Raw genomic sequence first — 22,379 nt, 5'->3', positions numbered from 1 at the left:
GATAAGCTGTTAAATCAAGGAGAGTTAATTATTAAATGGGGAAGAAAAGTTAAGAATAAGGGCAATATTACTATTGCAAGTTAAATGTGGAATAGTTTATCAGTACAGTATTAGGGAGAAATTAACTATCACTAATAAATCTACTAAACTTCATAATTCTTAACGATGCTAGCTTCGTCGTGTAGCTGACAGAAGTCCCATAATCCAATAGGCTGATCTATAAAGTGGTTATTTTTAACCAGGTTTATCTGCACAAAAAGGTAGGCTTTGTTGCCCAGCATATTTGGATGACTCTGTTGCCTATCCTATTATCATCATTTAGTCGTTAATAACTAGCTATTAATACAGAAAATGCCCCTTAAAATCATTCAGAACTTTGATGGAAGTTTCACTCTTGAAGCACAAGCTCAAGAAACTCTATTCAATTTATTGACAGGCGTTGCTTTTTTGAACCAAATTTGTCAACAGTTGGGTTGTGAGCAACTTAGATTTACAGAATTGCTTTTCCAGCCAGTTCCTTACAGCTTAACTACCACGAAAGGAATGCCAGCAGAATTTGAAAAGTACTATGAATCTGATGAATATGCCATCATCAACGTGCCACCAAACTTCATGTTCAGTGCTAAGATTTTTAAACCCAGCCGCCTTTGTGCAATTTACCAAAAATTGAGTAATGAATAATTATTAAAGATAATTTTTTCCTAATTCGCAATTTTCAATTCTGAAGGCAAATAGCAGGTTTGATATTTGATGTATGGCTCCTGAAACGAATCTTTCTTCTTTGGCAACTCTGGAATACATTCCTTATATTGACGATCGCGGCCAATTACCCGAACAATTTCAGGGTAAAATCGGTGTATATGCTATCTTTGACCAAGAAAAAGTTCTGCAATTTGTAGGATACTCCCGTGATGTTTATCTCAGCCTTAAGCAGCATTTAGTCCGTCAGCCACAGCAATGCTATTGGGTAAAAGTTCAAACTATTGAACGTCCTAGTCGCACAGTTTTGGAAAATACTGAAAATGCTTGGATTGCTGAAAATGGCAGTGTGCCTTGGGGTAATGGGGATAATAAGGAAAAATGGACTCATCCCATTGATGTCAAAATTGTAATGACACCTGAAGAACAGGCAAGTTATCAAAATCCAGCTAATGATGAATTAGCACAAATAAAAATTCTTAAAAACGTGGCACGGAGAGTAGAAGCAGAAATTTCAACGCAATTGTTAGAAGTGCGTGGTTTGCAAATGCAGATTCGCTTCAATCCTAAATTGAAAGAAGAAGGTTTACTAGATTTGAAATGAAGGTAGTTTTGGGGAAAACTATCTTATGAATATTGCTTGTAATCTCCTATGACAATACAGCTGCTGAACGATCGCTATCAAGTTATCCGCACACTGGGCGCTGGTGGGTTTGGTGAAACCTATCTAGCTGAAGACACCTATATGCCTTCAAAGCGCCCTTGTGTGGTTAAACAACTAAGACCGATTCACAATAATCCCCAAATTTACCAGTTAGTGCAAGAGAGGTTTCAACGCGAAGCAGCTATTTTAGAAGAACTTGGTGGGGCAAATGACCAAATTCCGGGATTATATGCATACTTCTCTTCAGGTGGACAATTTTACTTAGTTCAAGAATGGGTTGAAGGCGATACCTTAACTGGAAAAGTTCAGAAGCAGGGGCTATTTAGTGAAGGCGCTGTCCAGGAATTATTCATGAATTTATTACCTGTCCTGGATTACGTTCACTCTAAGCATATCGTTCACCGCGATATTAAACCGGATAATATCATTGTGCGCCATCGAGACGGTAAACCAGTACTGATTGATTTTGGCGCTATACGTGAATCGATGGGAACAGTAGTAAATTCTCAAGGCAATCCTACTAGTTCGATTGTAATTGGTACGCCTGGCTATATGCCGAGTGAACAAGCCGCAGGTAGACCAGTATTTTCTAGTGATTTATACAGTTTAGGAATGACGGTAATTTATTTGCTGACTGGTAGACAGGCGCAACAACTAGAAACAGATTCTCAAACGGGTGAAATTGTGTGGCGACAGTATGCGAGTCATGTTAGCCCAATTATGGCAGGAGTTATTGATAAAGCGATCGCTTATCATCCGCGCGATCGCTACCCCACAGCCAGAGCAATGCTAGATACTTTGCAGAGCATAGCAAATCCAATTCCACCGACACAACCCCTCTTGACTCAACCGACTGTAGTCTCTGCACCGCCGCCTCAGACGCTACCTGTCAAGCCGCAGCCTACCCCTCAAAGTAATCAACCAAATGGTATTCTCATCGGTGCTTTGGTTGCAGGTGGACTAATCGGTGCATCTGTGATTCTTAATCAAGTGTTACCAAAATCTTCTCAACCCATAGCAGACAAAGCGGTATTACCTACAGAAACACCCTCAACTATCACCAGCCCAGTGATAGAAACTCCCAAATTTACACCAACTCCCCCATCTGTTCCTATTCAATCTACACCTTCCTCAACTACATCAATACCGCCAGTTGATACGACGACTCTCAACAATTATTTCTGGCTTTCCCAAAAACTTGTAACTGATGCAGATTTGAATGGTAAGAACGGTTTTGAACTAGATATTATGCGAAATTCGATTTTTGCAATTCATGGTCGCCGTTTTAGCACTGCTGAATTACAAAATTACTTTGATAACCAATCTTGGTATCGTCCTATATATTCACCAGAAGAATTTTCACCTAAATTGCTGTCAAAATTAGAGCAACAGAATGTAGAGTATATCAACAAATATCAAGACCGTAACGGCTTGAGATATTTTAAGAAGTAAATTTTTCATTAGGGGAGAGTGGCAACTAATGAGAATAACCAAAGTATAGAATAAAACCCTCAAAATTAATGAAGCAAACTACTATAATCTGTGAGACAGCAGTTGGGCAATTTGCTGATTAATAGTTGCAACATCAAAACGCAGACTAGCTGTAATTCTGGCATTATTAGCTATAGTTGCAGTTATTTCCGTCTCTTGAAGACAGGTAATAATTACTTGTGCTAGTTCTTCGGGTTCTCCTGGTGTCACGAGAAAACCATTAAGTCCATGTTCTACTAATTCCATTACACCCCCAGCTTTGGCTGCAACCACAGGTTTTCCGCATAGCATTGCCTCAACAATTACTCTACCAAATGGTTCTGGAGAAGTAGAGGTATGTGCTACTAAGTTACAAGCTGCCATTAACTGGGGAATATCAGAACGAAATCCTAAAAATTTGACGCGGTTTTCTAGTCCCAGTTGGGTAACTTGTTGGTGTAAATCTTGGATATACTCTTGTTCGCCAAATAGTGCATCACCAACTAAAATTACTGTCACTTCTGGCGGACATTTAGCAAGGGCATCAATTAAAATATGCTGCCCTTTCCAAGGTGCAAGACGGCTAAAGTGTCCAACAACAAATTTTCCTTGCAATCCTAACTGTCGCTGTAATTTATTAATATCAGATTCATCAGTTTGATAAGTTTTTGGATCAAAGCCATTATAGATAACTTCAATAATATTTCGCCTTCCTCCTGCTTGCAAAAAGGCTGTTTTACTAGCTTCAGAATTAGCAATTACTAGTGATGCAAAACGGTTAGCTAAATTAATAGCAATGCGAAGATTAGTTTGACTAAAATGTTCTTTGGAAAGAATATCATGTAAATGATAGACTAGAGGACGACGACTAAAAAAACTTGCCAATGCTCCTACAACTAATGCTTTTTGGGTGTTGGCATAGATTAAATCGTATTTACGGGCTTTTTTAACTACCTTAGTAATCAAAGGTGCAAGTTGTCCGAGACTTTTGAATCCTTGTAGCAAACTGCTTCCTTTGCGAACTTGGATTGCTTGAGTTGCGAGAACTTCTACCGGAATATTATTTTGCTGTAGTAAATCTTTAAATGGCCCATCTGCAAATAAACCGACTAAAGCGCGATCGCCATAAGGTTTAGCAATATCTATTAAACATAATTCGGCACCGCCTGGTTTACCACTTTGATCTAAAAAAAGAATTTTCATTAAATTTCCTTATAATATAATACTATTCAGTAGAAACGTGAAATGTTACTGGGCTTCGCCCTTTTACACCAACACGTTTCTATAAAATTGACCGTCTTTACTTCTTTAATTTAATAGAACGTTTCGCACTTGCTGGGCAATTTGATTCCAATCAAAGTTTTTGGTAGCGTACTGGCGACAGGCTTCTCGTGATGGTGTGGGGATATTCCCCAAAAGTACTTGCTCTAATTTTTCTGCAATAGCTGAGGCTTCTATGGAAGCAGTAATTAAATCAGGTGAAAAGTCTGATAAAATTTCTGGCATTCCCCCAACTGGAGTACATAAAACAGGAGTACCACAGGCTAGAGATTCAACTATTACTAATCCAAATCCTTCAAAAGATTGACTAGGCATTATAGTCAATTCAGCAGCTTGGTAAGCTATAGGTAATTGCTCATCAGGGAGAAAACCTAAAAATTTAACGTTGTCTTCTAGTCCTAATTCTGTAGCCTGTTGTTGTAGTGCAGTTTGGATGTGACCACGACCTGCGATCGCAAGCCAAACATCTGGTATTCTGGGCTTAATTATAGCTAGTGCTTGCAATAATTTGTCAACTCCAGTTCGATGTACTAAGCGACGTGATGTAAATATAATTCGGCGATTAGTAGGCCAGCCTAGCTTTGTACAAGCCTCTTGGGGTGATAAATTTGGTTGAAACCAATTAATATCAACTCCACCAGGAATAACATTAATTTTGCTCCAAGGTACTTGATATTTTTGATGTAATATTTTACCAAATGCTTTGCTCAAAACAATGAAGCGATCGCAGCGATTATAAGTGTTTTGTTCTATTAACCAGTGCTTGATTAAAAGACTAAGATTTTTATTAACTACCTCTTGCTGACTTTCAGAAGCCCAAGGGCCATGAAAGTTAAAAGTAACTGGTACTCCCTTTGGTAAAATATCTAAAAGAGGAAAGCTGTATAATGCAAAGTGCAAATTAATCGCATCTGGTTTGCTAGTTCTTGTTTTCTGAAACTTAGTGCGAATTGACCATAATCTTTGCCAAATAGCACTATCAGGAGAAGCCAAGTTAGTTAGCTTAATTTGTGAATTTAGTTCATCTTCTGGTAAACCAACTCCACATAATTCAATTTGGTCTTGATTTGCTGCTAATTTATGAGTTAGTTCATAAATATATCTTTCTAGTCCTCCAGGACTTTTGGGAAACCAGCCTAATCCAAGGGTGGTAATAGACGCAGATGCAGAATTAAAACTTCTTTCTTTATTACCTGCCATCGAGATGTCTCCTATAAAATATATTAAAACAATAGAGGCAATTCATGAGTAGCCCCTACAGCTTGTTGTATCTCAATTTGAACTACTAAAATTTACAAATACATACTAAGAATAAAAGTTTCTTGTAGAAAACCAATTTATAAACTATTTATATATCAACGTCAACAAGGAATAAAAAATTGTGTTTTTATTAACCAGATAACACTGACTATGATAAATATGATACTAACTAATCAAGGAAGGTTAATGCTAGACAGTGAGAAGGATGAACCACTATAAATTAATAATTTTATAAGAATTTTATAAGAATTTTGTATTATTTTTGACTGTTTTTATTTAAAAACAAGTAATCATTGATACATGAAATAATATTATTGGATCAATTGAATAATTATGTTGTTTTTATGAAGTTTATATAAATATTTTTTTTAAGTGTGTTCATTTTTTATTCATGCATTATCAGATTTTCTGTCTTTACATAACTTGAATTTTATCCAGTTAAAAATGGTTATGTTTCGTGCGGATTTTATAAAAAATGATTGTATATAAATAATTAAAAGCTTAAAAATATATGAAAAATAAATTATTATTCCAGTTAGGAAAGCTCAGTCAGCATATCCAGAAAATATCTAATACGAGATATTTACAAAGAAGTAAAACTTTCAATTTTTTACTCAGTCTGACTGTTGGAGTCATTGTTGCTACCCTGGGAATAACAACAGACTGGGCCACGACTAAAACACCCACGCTTACATACAAAACATCATGGATAAATAATATTACTGACAATAAAAATCTGCTGGTACAAAACAATACTGTAACACCCACGCCTGCATACAAAACATCGTGGATAGGTAATACTTTTGGTAGCGGTAATCTGCGAGTACAAAACAATATTGAGGCAATGTATGTTGCTCCTGATGGCACAGTTTATACTAACAGTCATTGGGATGAGGCGGGAATGGAGGCAGGAATATATAAGGATGGTAAGGTTATTGGTGCCATTGGAGATACTCACGGTTGGAGTCGTGGCGGTGGCAAAGCTGTAACAGTAAATAGTAAATATATTTACATTGCCATGACTCAAGGTTCGAGGGGTAAAACAAATGAAGATTACCCACCGGAAGGAACAACTTGGCATTGCGTTAGACGCTATGACTTGTCAGGAAAACCTGCACCGTTTCCGAATGGACGTGGCTGGGATAAAAGTATGTTGATTACCAGTACTAAAAGCGAAGTCACTGGATTAGCAACTGTGGAAAGTGAGTTGTATGTGAGTGATTTTGCTGCTAACCGAATTCGTGTCTATGATACTGATACGATGAAGGAACTCCGCAGCTTTACTATTGCTAATCCGGGAGCAATAACTATTGATCCACAAAAAAATCTGTGGATTATCCAAAGTAAAAATGGTAAGAATCCTGCCAAAATTTTACATTATTCCCAGAGTGGTAAGCAATTACCTCAACAAATTGCAGATATTGTTGAACCAACAGCGATCGCAGTTGATCGTGAAGGTAAGCTGTTAGTGGCAGAAAATGGCCCGCGTCAGCAAATGTTAATTTATGACATCAAAAGCCAGCCGGTGCAGGCAGGTAGTTTTGGCAGTAAAGGTGGTATCTATGCAGGAGTTCCTGGTGAAGTTCAAGATTTGAAACTTTATGGACTTACTGGAGTCGGTACAGATACTTCAGGTAATATCTATATAAATAGTGATGGTTTCAACAAATCAGGAACAGATTTACGGAAATTTTCGCCATCGGGTAAGTTGATATGGCGATCGCTGGGATTGATATTCGTCGATAATGCAGATGCCGATCCTAAAACTGATGGTGTAGATTTATTCACCAAACAAGAACACTATTTGATGGACTACAGTAAGCCTGCTGGTAAGCAGTGGACTTACAAAGCCTACACCTTAAATGCTTTCAAATATCCTCAAGATCCACGGCTGCATACATCCCCAGATGGCACTTTTGTTCGCCGCATTCAAGGGAAGCCGTTTTTGTTCCTTACAGATATGTATAGCAGCTTTCTGCAAATATACCGTTTTAATCCAGCCACAGATGGCCAAGTTGCCATACCAGCCGGAATGTTTGTCGGTAGCAATGGTGCAGATAAACCATTTCTTGACGGAAATTGGCCACCGCATCAACCAGAACAAGGAGAATGGATCTGGCGCGATCGCAACGGTAATGGTAAATTTGAAAAGAACGAATATGATCGCAGCAAAGATTATCCTCATCTTGGTGGCTGGTGGGTAGACAGCAAAGGAGATGTTTGGAAAGCTTTGCGAACAGAAGATGGCATTCGACACTATCCTTTACAGGGAATAGATCCTAAAGGCAACCCCATCTACAGCTATAGTTCGATGGAAAAGCAAGCTACTCCCAAAATATTTAGCGACTTACGGCGGATCGAATATTTCCCTCAAACAGATACGATGTATTTGTCAGGTTTTACAGTAGATCACCCCGCCTTCGGTGACGATACAGGAGTAGTTGGATCTGAGATTGTCCGTTTTGATAATTGGAGTCAAGGTAATCGTACTCCCAAGTGGCGAATTGTGATTCCTTACGACAGCACTGGTAAGCGGGAAGTATCTACAGCTGCAATGAGTGTAGCGGGAGACAATGTATTTGCCGTGACAGTTAAAACCGCAGAGGTATACGTATACAATGCCACAACGGGAGCGCAAGTACAAAAGTTAAAACCCGGCCCAGAAGTTGGCAGCGAGAGTGGCTGGATTGATATACCCTATGGTATCCGTGCTTTTCGGCGTTCCAATGGTGAGTATCTGGTATTTGTGGAAGAAAATTGGAAAGGAAAAGTGATTATCTATCGGCTACCGAGTTGAGTATTTACAGCAATTGCGATACAACACAGCCATAAGTTTGGTAGTCGGGGTAGCTGCGATCGTGAGAAACTTAAAAAAAGCAACAGGTGAGATATGAAAAAACTCCGCGAGTTTACGAATGTGATTAACTGTCAGCTTGTGCTGTCTACTCAAGACTTCAGAGTTTTATCTCAAGCATTGAAGAATCGATATCTAAAAGCCAATTTTCATCAATAAACTCCAAATTTTCATTGTAAATAAGAACCAATTCACCTAAATTTTGAGCGTTTTTACTTGCCCTCTGTGTGCCATCAACAGCAGAATCTATCAGGAAAAACTTGAGTTGTAGAAAGCGTTCCTTGTGGGTAACGCCAATAGAACTACTAACTAATTTTGCTTTTAGTGTACGAGGCAAAGTAATTGTTTCATAATATTTATTTTGTTCATCCCAGTAGCCGCATATTTTATAATCAGATAGTTCTAGATGTTGTTTAACAAGAGCATTAGCATCTAAAGTTTCTAATATTTCACTTAAATCTCGCCAAACTTGATGATTTTTTAATTCGAGTTTTGTCATATTTATGCGATTTTAATGTTCTGTTATCAAACCGGGGAAGTGTAATATCCCATCAATGAATTGTGCATGAAATCGGCGTTCGCCACCTTTCCCTAATACTTTAGATTTCAAATCGTAGCCGGATTCTTGGGAAGTCACTAACCCCACATTACCGCGAGGAGATACTTGCCCTTTCTCAATGGCTTTTAAATGTTTGCCATTTTGATCGTATTTTAATGCAAACTTTATTTGTTCACTTGCAAATGAAACTAGTAGACCACTGGTTGAAAAATATACAGTATTAGGTTGAATATCTTGCCAATTATTGGGTAAAGCTTCCATTTAACTTACTACTGATATAGTAGTCCAATTCTTGGGATACTTCTTTAGTCCCTTTGATTTTCCAAACAGTTGTATCTTGAGAATCCAAACTCCGAGAGCGAAACTCGTAATGTTTAGTTTACCTTGACAAAGCTACTATCCCCACCCAACTTTTAGAGAAACGTTACTCACACGGGAGAAAATACTCTTATTGGGGAAAACTAATAAATGTGAAGGGTGCTAAAGTACCCACGTTATTTTTCCTCCTTGGTTGAAAGCCAGAGGGTTCCTAAACTTCCGTGAGGTTTTATGAAAGAGATCAAAAATAAAATTACGAATAAATTAGAGCGACTGTTGGAACAATGGTTAGTACCTCGTCTAGTAGGGTGGGGAGAATACTTAGAAACCAAAATCAGGCGCTACAAGCATCAAGAACTGAAGAGTCAATTAAAATTTTGTGGCTCTGGTTTGCGATTTAAGCGAGATATTAAAATTGACCATCCGCAAAATGTATCTCTGGGAAATAAAGTCTATATCGGCCCAGATGTCTTATTAGATGGTCGTGGTGGAATCACAATTGGCGACAATACCACAATTGGATTTAACGTGATTATCCTCTCTGCAAATCACGACTATCAAAGTAATGATTTGCCTTATGAACATAATGTCTACATTCATAAACCTGTTGTCATCGGTCGCAATGTTTGGATTGGCGGAAATGTTCTAATTGTTCCAGGAGTTTCCATTGGAGATGGTGCAATTGTGGCGGCTGGTACAGTTGTAAGTGCGAATATTGAACCTTTAGCAATTGTTGGTAATCAACGGATGAGAACAATTAAATACCGTGACAAAGAACATTATGAACAACTCGCTAACAAGCAAGAGATTCAACTTCCTTCAGAGTAATTCAAGGTAATTTTTCAGGTTTGATGTTTAGAATTTCGCGGGGGTAATGGCTGGAGTAGACTTTCTGTCCCTAACTGCACCTCGATACGATGACGAATATAACTATCAGGATGAGTTTTAGCGAGACGATGACCGAAAGCAATAACACATGGCTCTACGAATGAACGATTAAAGCTGGGATTTCTTTCATACACAGCAGCACGGATTATAGGAGAAAACAGCACTTCTTTAAGGTGCTTGGGAGCAGATTGAGCTACTTTGTTGAACATGAAGACAACAAACAATTTACGTTGTTCATCTGCAAGTGCTTGTATAAACCAATTGATATCTTCTTCAGATGCACTTAAAAAACGCTGCCTAGTCTCAGACCATAAACTTTTCAGAGTTTCATCACCTAAATCAGTTCCCAGGGCTGCTAGGTAGCATAAACAATAGTCATCCCAGCTATTATTTAATCTGCCCATGTTGTTAGAGAATAAAAGTTATTGCTTTCAGCATAGCTTCACGTCAGTAAATCAACTTAAACTAGAGGCAACAATTGGATTTGCACGCTTAACTTGAGGCGTTGCAATCATCCGCATTCCGGCGGGTGCAGCTAAAGTTAAACCACGGCGCACAGGACGTACAGGACGTTTATTTACTAGCGATAATTGAAATTCTGACAAAATAGTTGCCAAGACGATTTTCATTTCATACTGAGCAAATGCCATCCCAATACAGCGGCGATTACCGCCACCAAAGGGTAAATATTCATAAGGTGAATATTGTTTTTCTAAAAAGCGTTCTGGTTTGAACTGCTTAGATTGTGGGTAAACTTCTTCCCGATGATGGGCTAAATAAATACTGGGGATTATTGCCGTTCCCTCTCGCAGTTCGTAGCCCATAACTGTAATTGGAATTTTCACAACCCGCACGAAAGCAGTCATGGCAATTGGATAAATTCGCAATGTTTCTTGGTAAACTGCTGTCAAATAGGGCAATTTAGCTACACTACTCAAATCGGGGTTAACTCCAACGGTGTTGAGTTCTTCTAGCAACTTCTCACGCACCTCTGGTAAATAATCAATCCAGTAAAAAGCCCATGTCAATGCGGAAGCGGTAGTTTCATGTCCCGCAACTAGCAGCGTCATTAACTCGTCGTGTAATTCTTCATCTGACATTCCTTGACCATCGTCATAACGAGCCGCCATCATCAAACTTAGGATATCTTGGCGATTTTGTTCAGATTCAGCCCGACGTTCTCGAAGTAAAGCATAAATCAGTTGATCAATTTTTTGCCGTTGTTGCAGAACCCAACCCCACGGACTCCACGCACCAAAATCTTTTTGCATGAACCGGAAGAAGAAGGCGCTAGACATTATCGGCGAACTAATGAAGTCTAGTAAGTCACTTAGCGATCGCCTCAGTTCTTCAAACAGCTGTCCATCATTCAAACCAAATACAACCCGCAGAATAACACGCAAGGTAATTTCTTGCATCGACTCACGGATGTTAAAAGGTTTACCAATTTGCCATTCATTACTTACCTGTCGGGTGATTTCCCGAATTTCCTCGCCGTAAGCCCGCATTCTTTCGCCATGAAAAGGTGGAGCTAATAATTGCCGTTGCCGTTGGTGGCGATCGCCATCTGATAACATAAAGGAGCGATCGCCAAGCAAAAATCTTAGCCCTATATTCCCCCTTCCCACCTCAAAATGGCTGGAATCAGCAGTAAAAATCTGCTCCAGTGCTTGGGGTTGACTAAAATACACCAGATGGTTATCTGAGTGAACACTCCTGATTGTGAAAGTGTCACCATAGATTTTGGCAAAATCATCCACATATTTGACTGGTTGGCTAATAAACTTGATCATTCTTAGCCAGCGCGGCATTTGAGGCCCATTAGGCAGATTGTAAGTAGTTGTCATCGGACTTTGTGGAGTTAATTGCTTCTGAATTTTATTGTTACGAGTTTTCATGTTACTTATAGGTTACAGAAAGCTGTATATTCATCATTGGGGACTAGGGACTGGAGACTGGGGCTGAAAAAGAAAACAAAGAGGAAATAATAACTCTTGTACAGACGCGATTAGTCGCGGCTCTCTCAACTCAGCACTCAAAACTCAAAACTCAGCACTAAAGAGGCAGCATCGGAACGCAAACAGTGCCAAAAATCATCGCTATTCTTAACGGTAAAGGAGGAGTCGGTAAAACGACTACCGCAGTCAATCTGGCTGCAAACTTTGCGAAGAAAAAAAAGGTGCTGTTGATTGACGCAGATATTCAAGGTTCTGCTAGTTGGTGGTTTGGGCGCAGTCAACAGGGAATGGGATTTGATTTATCTCAAGAAACTGATCCTACACTTTTAAGTGATTTAGGAAAGATAACAGGTTACGATTTAGTAGTGGTGGATACACCTCCCGCCCTACGCTCTGAAGCATTAGTGGCGGTAGTTGCGATCGCAAATTATCTAGTTTTGCCTACACCCCCAGCCGCAATGGATTTAGCAATCCTCGTGGAAACAGTCAAGGAAGCCGTCATCCCCGTGGGAACCCCCCATCGGGTATTGCTTACCAAAGTCGATACGCGCAGTCTTGGGGAAGCGCAAGAAGCAAAAAACACTCTCACTCGCTTAGGTATTCCTACTTGTAATACCTTTATCCGTGCTTATAAAGCTCATGAACGAGCAGCACTAGAAGGTGTAGCGATTACTCAATGGCGAGGAGGAAACGCACGGGAGGCGGAATTAGACTACCGCCGTGCAGCTGATGAATTACAGCGTGATTGGAGAAAAGAATAATGGCTAGGAAACAAAGTCTCTCTGACTTACTACAAGAAGAGGCACAAAAATTTACACCCCCAGAAGGTGAATCTGCGATCGAAGTTACAGCAGAAAAAATTGTCGAAGAACAAGCTTCAGATGATGAAGAATCGTTAGGACAACCACTTGAGCCAACTTCTACTAAGCGCACAAGTCCTACTAAGGCTGATTTAGAAGCAACTGTCAAAGAATTGACAAGTAATCTAGAAACAAGCCACAAAAAAGAAGCATCTCTAGGACAAGAAATTACTGATTTGCAATCAAAGTTATCTAAGCAAAAAACCTTTGCATCAGAGCAAACATCATTACTAGAACAGCTAACAAAAGAACTTGAAGAAACAAAAAAAACAGCACTGCAACTTGCAGAAGCAAATTCCCAGCTTATAGAAGAAATTAAGACTTTAAAACAAGCAGCCGAAGAAAAATCTCAACTCGCTGTAGCTGTCAAAGAAACTAGTGCGATCAAACCAGTAAAAGACCACTACAATCCACTTAACTACAAGAAATCACATCGGTCATCGGAAACACTAGCTCAAAATCAACCACAAAATCAACCAAATGAGTATCCTGATAGTTCTAATGAGATGTGGTTACTTGACTAGTACAAGAAGGCAAAAGTAAAAAGACAAAAGTAAAAAGAATGCTTATTTTGTGAGCTTTCTGGCTATTTTAAATAGGTGGTTTATTTACGCCGTGTTGTACTAGAGCAAATATACTTGGCGATTTCTCCTCGCAGCGACACAAACTTAAGTCCGCCCAGGCGGACTCCGCCCAAACAGGAATTCACCTGATGGTAATTACTCGCTCTACTTTGGGGCGATTCGTTTAAATAACTTAAACTCTAACTAGTGCGATCGCTCACTGTATTTACGACAGCGGCACGATAAAATTCTAAAACCATAATCGTACTAAAAGGTCTAAATGGCAGAAACACTATTCTTCAACGCCTTACGGGAAGCCATTGACGAAGAAATGGCGCGTGATTCCAGCGTATTCGTTCTCGGTGAAGATGTTGGACACTACGGCGGTTCCTATAAAGTTACCAAAGACCTGTACCAAAAATATGGCGAACTCCGCGTTCTAGACACTCCCATCGCTGAAAATAGCTTTACAGGCATGGCCGTGGGAGCAGCAATGACTGGGTTACGTCCCATCATTGAAGGCATGAATATGGGCTTTTTATTGCTCGCCTTCAACCAAATAGCCAACAACGCTGGAATGCTACGCTATACCTCTGGCGGTAACTTTAAAATTCCGATGGTAATTCGCGGCCCTGGCGGTGTTGGAAGACAGCTAGGCGCAGAACATTCCCAACGATTAGAAACTTACTTTCAAGCTGTGCCAGGGTTGAAAATTGTTGCCTGCTCCACACCAAGAAACGCCAAAGGACTACTGAAATCCGCTATCCGCAATGATAATCCAGTGTTGTTCTTTGAACACGTTCTGCTTTACAACTTAAAAGAAGATTTACCAGAAGAAGAATACTTACTACCTCTGGATAAAGCAGAAATTGTCCGTCCAGGAAAAGATGTGACAATTATTACTTACTCACGGATGCGCCATCATGTGGTGCAAGCAGTAAAAACTCTTGAAAAACAAGGATACGATCCAGAAGTTATCGATTTAATATCTCTCAAACCATTAGATTTTGATACCATTGGTGCATCAATACGTAAAACTCATAAAGTCATTGTTGTGGAAGAATCCATGCGAACTGCGGGTATTGGAGCAGAAGTTATCGCTTCCATAAACGATCGCTTATTCGATGAATTAGATGCGCCAGTACTGCGGCTTTCCTCCCAAGATATTCCCACACCCTATAACGGCAACCTGGAGCGACTGACAATTGTCCAACCAGAGCAAATAGTAGAAGCCGTGCAAAAAATGGTAGCGTTGCGAGTTTAGGGATTGGGGACTGGGGACTGGGGACTGGTAACTGGTGACTGGTGACTGGGGAGGAGTAAGAGAAGAATAACAATACCCAATACCCAATACCCAATACCCAATCCCCGATCCCCAGTACCCAATACTTGCTCATAACTCCTCAAAAGAGCGCTATTATAGCGTTTGTCAGTTGCGAGTTATGGTATGCAAAGACAGCGATCGCTATTAATTTTGATTTTAGTCCTGATAATCGCCGCGATTACGGTGATTTCAACAATTCCGATACCCCTGGGACTGGATTTGCGCGGAGGTTCACAGCTCACAATTCAGGTGAAACCATCAGCAGATGTTCCCAAAATCACCGACCGAGAATTGGAAGGTGTAAAGAAAGTTGTCGAAGGCCGGATTAATGGTCTGGGTGTTTCTGAACCAGTGATCCAAACAGTCGGTGCAGATAAAATATTGGTGCAACTACCAGGAGTAAACGATCCAGAGCAAGCTGAACGGGTGCTAGGGGGTACGGCACAGTTAGAATTTCGTACCCAAAAGGCAAATACAGAAACTCAACTACTTGCTTTTCAAGCATCTAGAGCCGAATTGAAAGCCAAGCAAGAAGAGTTGAAAAAGAGTGCAGACAAAGCAGCAATTGTCAAGAATCAAGAAGATTTAAAGAAAAATAATCAAGCGATCGCAGAATTGTTTGAAAGCACCAATCCACCCCTAATTGGCAAATACCTCAAGGATGCTTATGGTGAACCCACTCAAGGTAACAACTGGAATGTTGCCATTCGCTTCGACCAAAAGGGTGGTGAACTGTTTACCAATTTAACGAAAAATCTCGCCGGGACTGGGCGTAGCATTGGTGTTTTTTTGGACAATGAACTGATCAGCGCCCCTACCGTGGGTATAGAATTTGCCGCCACTGGTATTACTGGTGGTTCTGCCGTGATCACAGGACGATTTACCGCCCAACAAGCCAATGACTTAGGCGTACAACTACGCGGTGGCGCATTACCCGTACCAGTAGAAATTGCAGAAAGGCGGACAGTTGGAGCAACTTTGGGTAGAGATAGTATTCAAAGCAGTATTTATGCTGGGGTCGGTGGTTTGACTTTAGTATTAATATTCATGGTGGTTTACTATCGCCTACCAGGATTAATTGCGGATGTATCACTAGTGATTTATTCCCTCTTAACTTGGTCAACCTTTGCTTTATTAGGTGTCACCCTAACTTTGCCAGGAATTGCTGGTTTTATTCTCAGTATTGGGATGGCAGTTGATGCCAATGTGCTAATTTTTGAAAGGACACGAGAAGAATTGCGGGCGGGTAAATCTCTGTATCGTTCTGTGGAATCTGGTTTTTATCGGGCATTTTCTAGTATTTTAGATAGCAACGTCACTACATGGATTGCTTGTGCTGCCCTGTTTTGGCTGGGGTCTGGTTTAGTCAAAGGCTTTGCTCTTACCTTAGCTTTGGGGGTAGCTGTAAGTATGTTTACAGCAATTACCTGTAGTCGGACATTGCTGTTTTTGGCAATTTCAATTCCTTCTTTGCGGAAGACAGAACTTTTCTGTCCAAACCTGCCAGCAGCGAATAAGGCAGAGGTGACTCCATGAAACTGCATATAAACAAATCGCGATCGCTTTGGTGGAGTATTTCTGCCGCGATCATTCTTGCTGGTATCATCTCAATGGTGATTTCTTGGCAACAACCCAATATTCACGCACCCCTACGCCCCGGTTTAGATTTTATCGGTGGTACGCGGTTGCAGTTTGTTCGAGATTGTACCAAACCTGGTAACTGCGACAAACCAATTAATATCAACGCTGTCCGGGAAGTAGCAAAAGCGCAGGGACTAGGTGATAGTAGTATCCAACTTGTCTCCGAAAATGGTGCAGAAAATGGTGTACTAATTCGGTCAAAAGATTTGACTGTCGATCAGCGTACCAAGTTACAAAACGCTTTGAGCCAAGAAATCGGCGTTTTTGACCCGCAAAAAAACCAGATTGACTCCGTTGGCCCCACCTTGGGAAAAGAACTGTTTACATCCGGGGTATTAGCTCTGATAGTTTCCTTCATCGGTATTACTATCTATATGAGCTTCCGCTTTCAGTTAGATTATGCTGTGTTTGCGATCGTTGCCCTATTCCACGATATCTTGATTACAATTGGGGCTTTTTCAATTTTGGGTTTGGTGGCAGGTATCGAAGTAGATAGCCTGTTTATCGTCGCCTTACTGACCATCACAGGTTTCTCAGTCAACGACACAGTGGTGATTTACGATCGCATCCGGGAAACCATTAAAATCCATCCTGAACAGCCGATTGCCGAAATAGTAGATGATGCAGTTAACCAAACCCTCACAAGATCAATCAACACAACCTTAACCGTATTACTGACATTATCTGCAATCTTTCTATTTGGCGGAGAAACACTGAAAAACTTTTCCCTGGCTTTGATTATTGGCTTCACGATGGGGGCTTATTCGAGTATTTTCATCGCTAGTACGCTGCTTACCTGGTGGCGAGAGTACAGGGGTAAATCCCAGGTGGTAGACAGTCCTGATTCGATTGATACTTCTCCCACTTCTCAGGATAGTTAAACTTGTGTATATTTCAGAATTGGGTGAAAGCATTTTGAATGGCTCACCCACGCCTTGCAATTTTATTCCCCTATGGATCAACCGGAAGAACCATTAACTACTGTCCCAGACTTTGAGAAATCTGACCCATCGTTTGTTCAACAAGTACAAAGGCTACATCAACTGACAGTATATGGCAGGTGGCTGTTTGTGGGCTGTTTATGGCTCACCATTGCGCCTGTCTCCTTGTGGGGTTTACGTACAGAAATTGCTCTGTGGGAACAATATTTTACCTGGGTGGCAGTGAGATTTGGATTATTCTATCATCCACTGTCTACCTTTGGTCTCGCCTTTTGTCTGGGGATGACTGCTGCGGTTTTAGTTTGGCAAAGTCGGAATATTCTACTCGGACTACCACAGCAGGAAAAACAACGTTTAGAAAAACAAGTTTATCGGATACGTCAGCAGGGAGAAACTCATCCTTTATGGAAGTGGGTTTGTCGTTAAATTTTCTTTCTCGTTGCATATACATAGACACGTACAGCAATTTCTAGCAAAATGTGACTTAAATATACAAAGATAGTGCCAAAAGTGGATGCCATACATGAACGATCTTCAGATTCAATTTAGCGATCGCAAGTCTGAAATTGACCTTTACCAACTCCAAGAACTGTTAAACGTTTCCGCTTTCTGGGCAAAGGGACGCAGTATTGAGGATTTAGGAATAGCTATTGCCAACAGTGAGCCAGTGATTTCTGTTTGCCTTCGCGATCGACTCATTGGCTTTGCCAGAGCAACATCTGATGGCATATATCGCGCCACAATTTGGGATGTTGTGATTCATCCAGAGTATCAACATAGTGGGTTGGGCAGCAATTTAGTAGAAACCGTTTTGAATCATCCCCGAATGAGGTTTGTTGAGCGTGTTTACCTGATGACTACTCACCAGCAGGGTTTCTACGAAAAAATTGGTTTTCAACCCAACACTACCACTACGATGGTGCTACACAACCTAGCTAACCGTGTTTTTGTTGCTGCTACAGAAGTTCAGCTTCAGGAATCACCGAAACAGTTCCAAGCAATGAGCGCTGAGTACTGAGTATAAAAACTGTAGTAGTCGTAGGGTAGTGAAGAGGCAAGATTTCGTCTCTACGACTCAGCACTATTCGCTAGGGGGATAGATATTTGTAATCTGGTAAGTTGCTGAAGTGGTTCCTTGACAATGGTAGAAGGCAGAATTTCTAACTTTCCTCCCATAACTTCCACCAAAGTCTGATTGATTAATAGCCTCATTCCTGGAGAAAGAGCAGTGTTCTTTTCGTCAACCTGGGTCGGTATATTTTCAGATTTGAGCAAATCAATTGGCTCGCTCCAGGATATAACATGGGTTGGTACATCCAGCCAAATATTTATAAGATTATTTGTAGGTATGGTGCTACTAGAAATACAGATGCTACCTTCCTCCATCTGAGCAATAGCAGTATCTATTAAACTTATTAAGACTTGGCGGAGCCAGAGGTAATCTGTCAAAACATAAATTTCTGGATCGGCGGGTAATAATTGCAAGGGAAAATTGCGATTTGCCGCCAGCATATAAGTTAAGTCATGAACCTCCTCCAAAATTTGGGCTAAAGGTCTAGGCTGAATATCTAATTTATTGGTACCATGTTCAGCTCTAGCAACGTTGAGAATTTCATCCATCAGCTTCAGCAGTTTTAGCGTTCGCTCATGAGCTTGGGCAATAAATTCTCGCTCTTCAGCTGGATTTTCACACAAATCTGACAAAATTAACTGATGTAAGCCAATTAGACCATTAAAAGGCGATCGCAATTCATGAGTAGTCCGCGCCAAAAAACCAGCTTTAAACAGGCTCATTTCCCTTGCCATCAGGTATGCTAGCTGCGTTTGCTGTAGCTGTTGCGATATTGGTGGCGTATCCTGTTTAGCTAATGGCGCAACTGGGGATGAACTAGATGAAACATTAGGCGATGCCTGCGGCAGGCGTAGCCATCGCCCAAATAACTGACGGAAAACCATACCTAGTACTATTCCTACTCCTAGATATATCCAGTTGCTCCAATTCATATCTGGCAATTATTAACCTGCTAAAGTTTCAGATTTCTCTGTTGTTAAAACCAAGAAAACAACATTATAGCCACCTATATCTGGTTATCACTCGAAACCTCTAACTCGATCGCCCCTTGCCGCAAAATCTGCCAATTTATCCCTGTCCATTTCGCAACAGTGGAAGGTACACCTATCCCCGACATTTCACCCTGGCATTCTGTTGTTGCTAAAGTCAGAACTTGAGGAAACTGAGTCTCAATTTCTGCCATTGTTTGTAAAGGCGGCTGACCGGAAAAATTGGCGCTAGTGGTGGCAAGAGGACCTGTTTGGGCCAAAATAGATTGAGCGATCGCACTTTTCGGTACTCGAATCCCAATTGTTGTTGGATCAATGGGATTCATAACTTTTGGTAAGCGTTCACTCGCTGGCAAAACTAATGTCAGCCCTCCTGGCCAATATTTATCTGCTAGTTCTTGCCAAACTTTATACTCATTCTCACTACCTTTGACATATAGCCACAAATCTTCAGCCCTAGCAGCCATCAAAATCAAAGGTTTATCTTGACTGCGTTGCTTTGCCGCAAAAATTAATGCTGCTTTTTCTGGTATAGCTGCAAGTGCAGGAACAGTATCAGTGGGAAAACTCACCAACAAGCCAGCGCGTGCGCCAACTATTAGGTCTGTGAGGGAAACTTGCGTCACGTCGCTTCGCTCCGAATTCAAAATTCAAAATTCAAAATTCAAAATTAATGATCCCCATAAATAAATTTTCTCCCCTTGCCTCTTCGTTGAACGCTTCGCCCTAACTTCTATAAGCTAGGGCAAAGCGTTCAATTCCAGCTAAGTCCGTGTGAATTTGAATATTGCAATAATTACCTTGATTTCGCAAAAGTTCTTGCACTGTATCGGCTTGTCCAGCCATCATCTCAATTAGCCACACGCCGCCAGGTTGCAAATAACTAGGAGAGATTTCTATCAAATGGCGAATGCAATCTAAGCCATCAGCGCCACCATCCAAAGCTAGATGCGGTTCATGGTTAACTACTTCTGGTTGCAAAGTAGGTAAGGTGCTGGTGGGAATGTAAGGAGGGTTGGACACCATACCACTGAACTGACCTTTGAGGAATGCCAGTGGCTCCCACCAGGAACCTTGATAAAATTTAATCCGGTCAGCAAAACCCAAATTATCGGCGTTGGTTTGAGCGATCGCTAAAGCTTCAACACTGTAATCAACTGCATGAATTGTGGCTTTTGGCAAGACATCTGCTAATCCCAGAGCGATCGCTCCACTGCCAGTACCTAAATCTGCCCAGTTTCCTGAAGTATTGCTAGCAGATGCTTTAGCTAAATCAATTAAGCACTCTGTCTCTGGTCTGGGAATTAAAACCGCACTCGACACCACAATTTTAAAATTACGCCAAGGTGTAACTCCCGTAATATATTGCACTGGTAAGCGGTCATTTAATCGCCTTTGCCATAGTTGTTCTAATTCTTCTAGCGGCAATTGCAGCTGAATTTGTGGCGAGTTTTTAAAAGACTCCAAACGCAGCGCCAAGCGGTCTAAGCCAGCCACCTCTAAAAGTAGCCAATCTACCTCCGTTGGTGGAACATCAGTGGCGATCGCTGCTTCGAGAGCTGCATTTCGCCACTGCCAAAGTTGTAAACCAGAAACTATCAGATGTTTCTCCCCCATACCTCAACCCTGGAGCGCATAACCGTTATTTTTTCGGGGCGGGCGCAGCAGCAGGTGATTGGTTCGGAGCCAGCGATCGAATGAAGTTGATCGACTCCCGTGATGGATACAGAACAATTTTATTGATACTAGGATCGTTGCTGCTATTGAGAGCTTCTAGAACACCGTACAAATCCACCACCTGAATTTCAGTGTTGTCTCCTTCCTTGGGCACGGCTTTTTTGAATTCGTCTAACAGAGCGACTGCTTGCTCTTTCTCAAAAAAGAAAGGGATGTAGCGCTCACTGCCTTTGGCCACGGGAATAGTTAGATAGCTATTATCTTTCTTAAATTTGGGTACAAATAAGGGAATACCGTTGAATTGCTCCGCTTTTTTACCACTTTGACTTAGCATACTTGTTGCCGAGGCTACCTGCTGTTGCGTCGGTACTAAAGTATAAATTACGGAGTCGGGTTTCTTTTTGCTTTCTTGTACTATTTTGTAGTAGTCTGCCAGGGACAAGGGTCTAACCTGTAGGGTGCTTGCCAACTGGGGATTTTCTTTTTTGAGCCGATTGTCCAGGAATTTTTGAGCATCTTGCTTACTAATAAAAAATCCTACTTGTGAGATCGGCTTGGATGCGTTACTTCTCGAAAGAACTACAAATTCGCCCTTGGGATTGGTGAGTGTGAATACAGGTACTTCTTGGAGCTTTTTCACTACCTGATCTTGTGGCAATGCGATCGCCTCTAAATTGCCCATTCCTGGTAAATTGCCTATTCCTGAAAGCCCTGTGAAAAATACACTGCCAGCTATACTCAATGTTGCGCCCAAGCGAATAAATGATTTCATGACTGCTCCTCGCATCAATATTCTAATTAAATTAAACAAATGGTTGGATTTGCACAGCACCAACTAGCTTTAGTTATATAGCAATCTATTTGAGTTGTGAAAAATTCATTGTGCGCGTTGAGGTTGAGTGAGCCTCAACGGTCAAAATCCAATATTACCCAACTATTTAGGCTTGCTAGGGTACCGTTTTCACAAACTGGCTGTGCTAACGTTCTGTTTTTCTGAGTTTTGCTTCGCTATTCACCGCGAAATGCGGTAGATGCCTGTTATACGTCTTTTCAAAGAGTGAAAAGCCTCTCCATCTCTAGTACCTTGGAGATGATAAATGCCATTCTATCGGCTTTTTCTAATATTGGGTGACGCTATTACTTAATAAATCGTTCCATCTCCCATTGGTTTAATAATATATTCTCAAATTTATACAAATCTCAGTGTCAGGAATATATTACTGCTTAAGAAGTAAATTTACTTATTAGGCTTCAATAGCCAACCTCACAGAAAGACAGCCTAACTACTTTTCTCCGTAAAAACATGCAATTTAACTGCACATCTTAACAAAAAAACCTAGTTAGTCAGTCCTAGTTGCTAA

The 22,379-nt window shown here is 40.8% G+C and carries 22 protein-coding genes; 12 read left to right on the top strand and 10 right to left on the bottom strand.

The features are described from left to right. The first annotated feature begins 351 nt into the window (after positions 1–351). From V7L07_RS16705 to V7L07_RS16695, 3 genes are all read left to right on the top strand, one after another. Entirely contained in the window at positions 352–681 is a 330-nt protein-coding gene (locus V7L07_RS16705; protein ID WP_335059596.1) for a hypothetical protein, read from the top strand. A gap of 73 nt (positions 682–754) precedes the next feature. Beyond that, a complete protein-coding gene (locus tag V7L07_RS16700) occupies positions 755–1,303 on the top strand; it encodes a GIY-YIG nuclease family protein (protein ID WP_335059594.1) in 549 nt (182 codons plus the stop codon). A gap of 48 nt (positions 1,304–1,351) precedes the next feature. After that, the gene (locus tag V7L07_RS16695) at positions 1,352–2,815 is read left to right on the top strand and encodes a protein kinase domain-containing protein (RefSeq protein ID WP_335059592.1); all 1,464 of its coding nucleotides are present in this window, start codon (positions 1,352–1,354) and stop codon (positions 2,813–2,815) included. Positions 2,816–2,896: 81 nt separating this feature from the next. Here the strand turns inward: V7L07_RS16695 and V7L07_RS16690 are convergent, their stop codons facing one another. Both V7L07_RS16690 and V7L07_RS16685 read right to left on the bottom strand, forming a co-directional pair. Then, positions 2,897–4,036 carry a glycosyltransferase family 4 protein gene (locus tag V7L07_RS16690; protein ID WP_335059589.1) on the bottom strand — a complete coding sequence of 380 codons (1,140 nt, stop codon included), beginning with the start codon at positions 4,034–4,036 and terminating at the stop codon, positions 2,897–2,899. Positions 4,037–4,141: 105 nt separating this feature from the next. Continuing rightward, positions 4,142–5,314, bottom strand: coding sequence for a glycosyltransferase family 4 protein (locus V7L07_RS16685; RefSeq protein ID WP_335059587.1), 1,173 nt, complete (start codon positions 5,312–5,314; stop codon positions 4,142–4,144). A gap of 571 nt (positions 5,315–5,885) precedes the next feature. Between V7L07_RS16685 and V7L07_RS16680 the strand changes: the two genes are divergently transcribed. Further along, positions 5,886–8,171, top strand: coding sequence for a hypothetical protein (locus V7L07_RS16680; protein ID WP_335059585.1), 2,286 nt, complete (start codon positions 5,886–5,888; stop codon positions 8,169–8,171). Between the two features lie 157 nt (positions 8,172–8,328). On the opposite strand, the gene V7L07_RS16675 is transcribed toward V7L07_RS16680, so the two are convergent. After that, positions 8,329–8,727 (bottom strand): hypothetical protein, encoded by a 399-nt coding sequence (locus tag V7L07_RS16675; protein ID WP_335059583.1) that lies wholly within the window; start codon positions 8,725–8,727, stop codon positions 8,329–8,331. 12 nt (positions 8,728–8,739) lie between these two features. Next, the gene (locus V7L07_RS16670; RefSeq protein ID WP_335059581.1) at positions 8,740–9,048 is read right to left on the bottom strand and encodes a hypothetical protein; all 309 of its coding nucleotides are present in this window, start codon (positions 9,046–9,048) and stop codon (positions 8,740–8,742) included. A gap of 288 nt (positions 9,049–9,336) precedes the next feature. On the opposite strand from V7L07_RS16670, the gene V7L07_RS16665 reads away from it, so the two are divergent. Continuing rightward, positions 9,337–9,933 carry an acyltransferase gene (locus V7L07_RS16665; protein WP_335059579.1) on the top strand — a complete coding sequence of 199 codons (597 nt, stop codon included), beginning with the start codon at positions 9,337–9,339 and terminating at the stop codon, positions 9,931–9,933. A 14-nt stretch (positions 9,934–9,947) separates the two neighbouring features. Here V7L07_RS16665 and V7L07_RS16660 read toward each other — a convergent pair whose 3' ends face one another. After that, the gene (locus V7L07_RS16660; RefSeq protein ID WP_335059577.1) at positions 9,948–10,397 is read right to left on the bottom strand and encodes a hypothetical protein; all 450 of its coding nucleotides are present in this window, start codon (positions 10,395–10,397) and stop codon (positions 9,948–9,950) included. A gap of 51 nt (positions 10,398–10,448) precedes the next feature. Beyond that, the gene (locus V7L07_RS16655) at positions 10,449–11,840 is read right to left on the bottom strand and encodes a cytochrome P450 (RefSeq protein WP_335059612.1); all 1,392 of its coding nucleotides are present in this window, start codon (positions 11,838–11,840) and stop codon (positions 10,449–10,451) included. A 236-nt stretch (positions 11,841–12,076) separates the two neighbouring features. Between V7L07_RS16655 and V7L07_RS16650 the strand changes: the two genes are divergently transcribed. The 7 genes from V7L07_RS16650 (at position 12,077) to V7L07_RS16620 (ending at position 18,298) form a co-directional block, all read left to right on the top strand. Further along, positions 12,077–12,712: a ParA family protein gene (locus V7L07_RS16650; protein WP_179067554.1), complete on the top strand. Its 636-nt coding sequence runs from the start codon at positions 12,077–12,079 to the stop codon at positions 12,710–12,712. Then, the gene (locus V7L07_RS16645) at positions 12,712–13,335 is read left to right on the top strand and encodes a hypothetical protein (protein WP_335059575.1); all 624 of its coding nucleotides are present in this window, start codon (positions 12,712–12,714) and stop codon (positions 13,333–13,335) included. The genes V7L07_RS16650 and V7L07_RS16645 overlap by 1 nt, the downstream gene beginning before the upstream one ends. A gap of 319 nt (positions 13,336–13,654) precedes the next feature. Further along, on the top strand, positions 13,655–14,638 hold the full coding sequence (locus V7L07_RS16640) for an alpha-ketoacid dehydrogenase subunit beta (protein WP_334779402.1): 984 nt from the start codon (positions 13,655–13,657) through the stop codon (positions 14,636–14,638). A 183-nt stretch (positions 14,639–14,821) separates the two neighbouring features. Further along, positions 14,822–16,234, top strand: coding sequence for a protein translocase subunit SecD (gene secD / locus V7L07_RS16635; RefSeq protein ID WP_335059610.1), 1,413 nt, complete (start codon positions 14,822–14,824; stop codon positions 16,232–16,234). After that, positions 16,231–17,220, top strand: coding sequence for a protein translocase subunit SecF (gene secF / locus V7L07_RS16630; protein WP_335059573.1), 990 nt, complete (start codon positions 16,231–16,233; stop codon positions 17,218–17,220). Before secD ends, secF begins: the two co-directional genes overlap by 4 nt. 72 nt (positions 17,221–17,292) lie before the next feature. After that, positions 17,293–17,706, top strand: coding sequence for a hypothetical protein (locus V7L07_RS16625; RefSeq protein ID WP_335059571.1), 414 nt, complete (start codon positions 17,293–17,295; stop codon positions 17,704–17,706). A gap of 97 nt (positions 17,707–17,803) precedes the next feature. Continuing rightward, positions 17,804–18,298: a GNAT family N-acetyltransferase gene (locus tag V7L07_RS16620; RefSeq protein WP_335059569.1), complete on the top strand. Its 495-nt coding sequence runs from the start codon at positions 17,804–17,806 to the stop codon at positions 18,296–18,298. A 50-nt stretch (positions 18,299–18,348) separates the two neighbouring features. On the opposite strand, the gene V7L07_RS16615 is transcribed toward V7L07_RS16620, so the two are convergent. The 4 genes from V7L07_RS16615 to V7L07_RS16600 form a co-directional block, all read right to left on the bottom strand. Next, positions 18,349–19,284: a sensor histidine kinase gene (locus V7L07_RS16615; RefSeq protein WP_335059567.1), complete on the bottom strand. Its 936-nt coding sequence runs from the start codon at positions 19,282–19,284 to the stop codon at positions 18,349–18,351. 74 nt (positions 19,285–19,358) lie between these two features. Next, a complete protein-coding gene (locus V7L07_RS16610; RefSeq protein ID WP_335059565.1) occupies positions 19,359–19,967 on the bottom strand; it encodes an L-threonylcarbamoyladenylate synthase in 609 nt (202 codons plus the stop codon). 100 nt (positions 19,968–20,067) lie between these two features. Next, entirely contained in the window at positions 20,068–20,958 is an 891-nt protein-coding gene (prmC, locus tag V7L07_RS16605; protein WP_335059563.1) for a peptide chain release factor N(5)-glutamine methyltransferase, read from the bottom strand. A gap of 25 nt (positions 20,959–20,983) precedes the next feature. Then, complete coding sequence (locus V7L07_RS16600) at positions 20,984–21,790, bottom strand: Tic22 family protein (protein WP_335059561.1); 807 nt, start codon at positions 21,788–21,790, stop codon at positions 20,984–20,986. Between the last annotated feature and the right edge of the window lie 589 nt (positions 21,791–22,379).

Origin of the sequence: Nostoc sp., from assembly GCF_036916985.1 — a bacterium.
Taxonomy (GTDB): Bacteria; Cyanobacteriota; Cyanobacteriia; order Cyanobacteriales; family Nostocaceae; genus Nostoc.
The sequence above is the reverse complement of the archived record's forward strand: the minus strand, read 5'-3'. Positions and strand labels throughout refer to the sequence as shown.

Excerpts from the sequence above, each read along its gene's own strand:
- V7L07_RS16690 (WP_335059589.1), bottom strand. The coding sequence starts at position 4,036 with ATGAAAATTCTTTTTTTAGATCAAAGTGGTAAACCAGGCGGTGCCGAA.
- V7L07_RS16625 (WP_335059571.1), top strand. The coding sequence starts at position 17,293 with ATGGATCAACCGGAAGAACCATTAACTACTGTCCCAGACTTTGAGAAA.
- V7L07_RS16680 (WP_335059585.1), top strand. The coding sequence starts at position 5,886 with ATGAAAAATAAATTATTATTCCAGTTAGGAAAGCTCAGTCAGCATATC.
- V7L07_RS16705 (WP_335059596.1), top strand. The coding sequence starts at position 352 with ATGCCCCTTAAAATCATTCAGAACTTTGATGGAAGTTTCACTCTTGAA.
- V7L07_RS16600 (WP_335059561.1), bottom strand. The coding sequence starts at position 21,790 with ATGAAATCATTTATTCGCTTGGGCGCAACATTGAGTATAGCTGGCAGT.
- V7L07_RS16660 (WP_335059577.1), bottom strand. The coding sequence starts at position 10,397 with ATGGGCAGATTAAATAATAGCTGGGATGACTATTGTTTATGCTACCTA.
- V7L07_RS16640 (WP_334779402.1), top strand. The coding sequence starts at position 13,655 with ATGGCAGAAACACTATTCTTCAACGCCTTACGGGAAGCCATTGACGAA.
- V7L07_RS16685 (WP_335059587.1), bottom strand. The coding sequence starts at position 5,314 with ATGGCAGGTAATAAAGAAAGAAGTTTTAATTCTGCATCTGCGTCTATT.
- V7L07_RS16675 (WP_335059583.1), bottom strand. The coding sequence starts at position 8,727 with ATGACAAAACTCGAATTAAAAAATCATCAAGTTTGGCGAGATTTAAGT.
- V7L07_RS16665 (WP_335059579.1), top strand. The coding sequence starts at position 9,337 with ATGAAAGAGATCAAAAATAAAATTACGAATAAATTAGAGCGACTGTTG.
- V7L07_RS16670 (WP_335059581.1), bottom strand. The coding sequence starts at position 9,048 with ATGGAAGCTTTACCCAATAATTGGCAAGATATTCAACCTAATACTGTA.
- prmC (WP_335059563.1), bottom strand. The coding sequence starts at position 20,958 with ATGGGGGAGAAACATCTGATAGTTTCTGGTTTACAACTTTGGCAGTGG.
- V7L07_RS16620 (WP_335059569.1), top strand. The coding sequence starts at position 17,804 with ATGAACGATCTTCAGATTCAATTTAGCGATCGCAAGTCTGAAATTGAC.
- V7L07_RS16645 (WP_335059575.1), top strand. The coding sequence starts at position 12,712 with ATGGCTAGGAAACAAAGTCTCTCTGACTTACTACAAGAAGAGGCACAA.
- secF (WP_335059573.1), top strand. The coding sequence starts at position 16,231 with ATGAAACTGCATATAAACAAATCGCGATCGCTTTGGTGGAGTATTTCT.
- V7L07_RS16655 (WP_335059612.1), bottom strand. The coding sequence starts at position 11,840 with ATGACAACTACTTACAATCTGCCTAATGGGCCTCAAATGCCGCGCTGG.
- V7L07_RS16615 (WP_335059567.1), bottom strand. The coding sequence starts at position 19,284 with ATGAATTGGAGCAACTGGATATATCTAGGAGTAGGAATAGTACTAGGT.
- secD (WP_335059610.1), top strand. The coding sequence starts at position 14,822 with ATGCAAAGACAGCGATCGCTATTAATTTTGATTTTAGTCCTGATAATC.
- V7L07_RS16695 (WP_335059592.1), top strand. The coding sequence starts at position 1,352 with ATGACAATACAGCTGCTGAACGATCGCTATCAAGTTATCCGCACACTG.
- V7L07_RS16700 (WP_335059594.1), top strand. The coding sequence starts at position 755 with ATGGCTCCTGAAACGAATCTTTCTTCTTTGGCAACTCTGGAATACATT.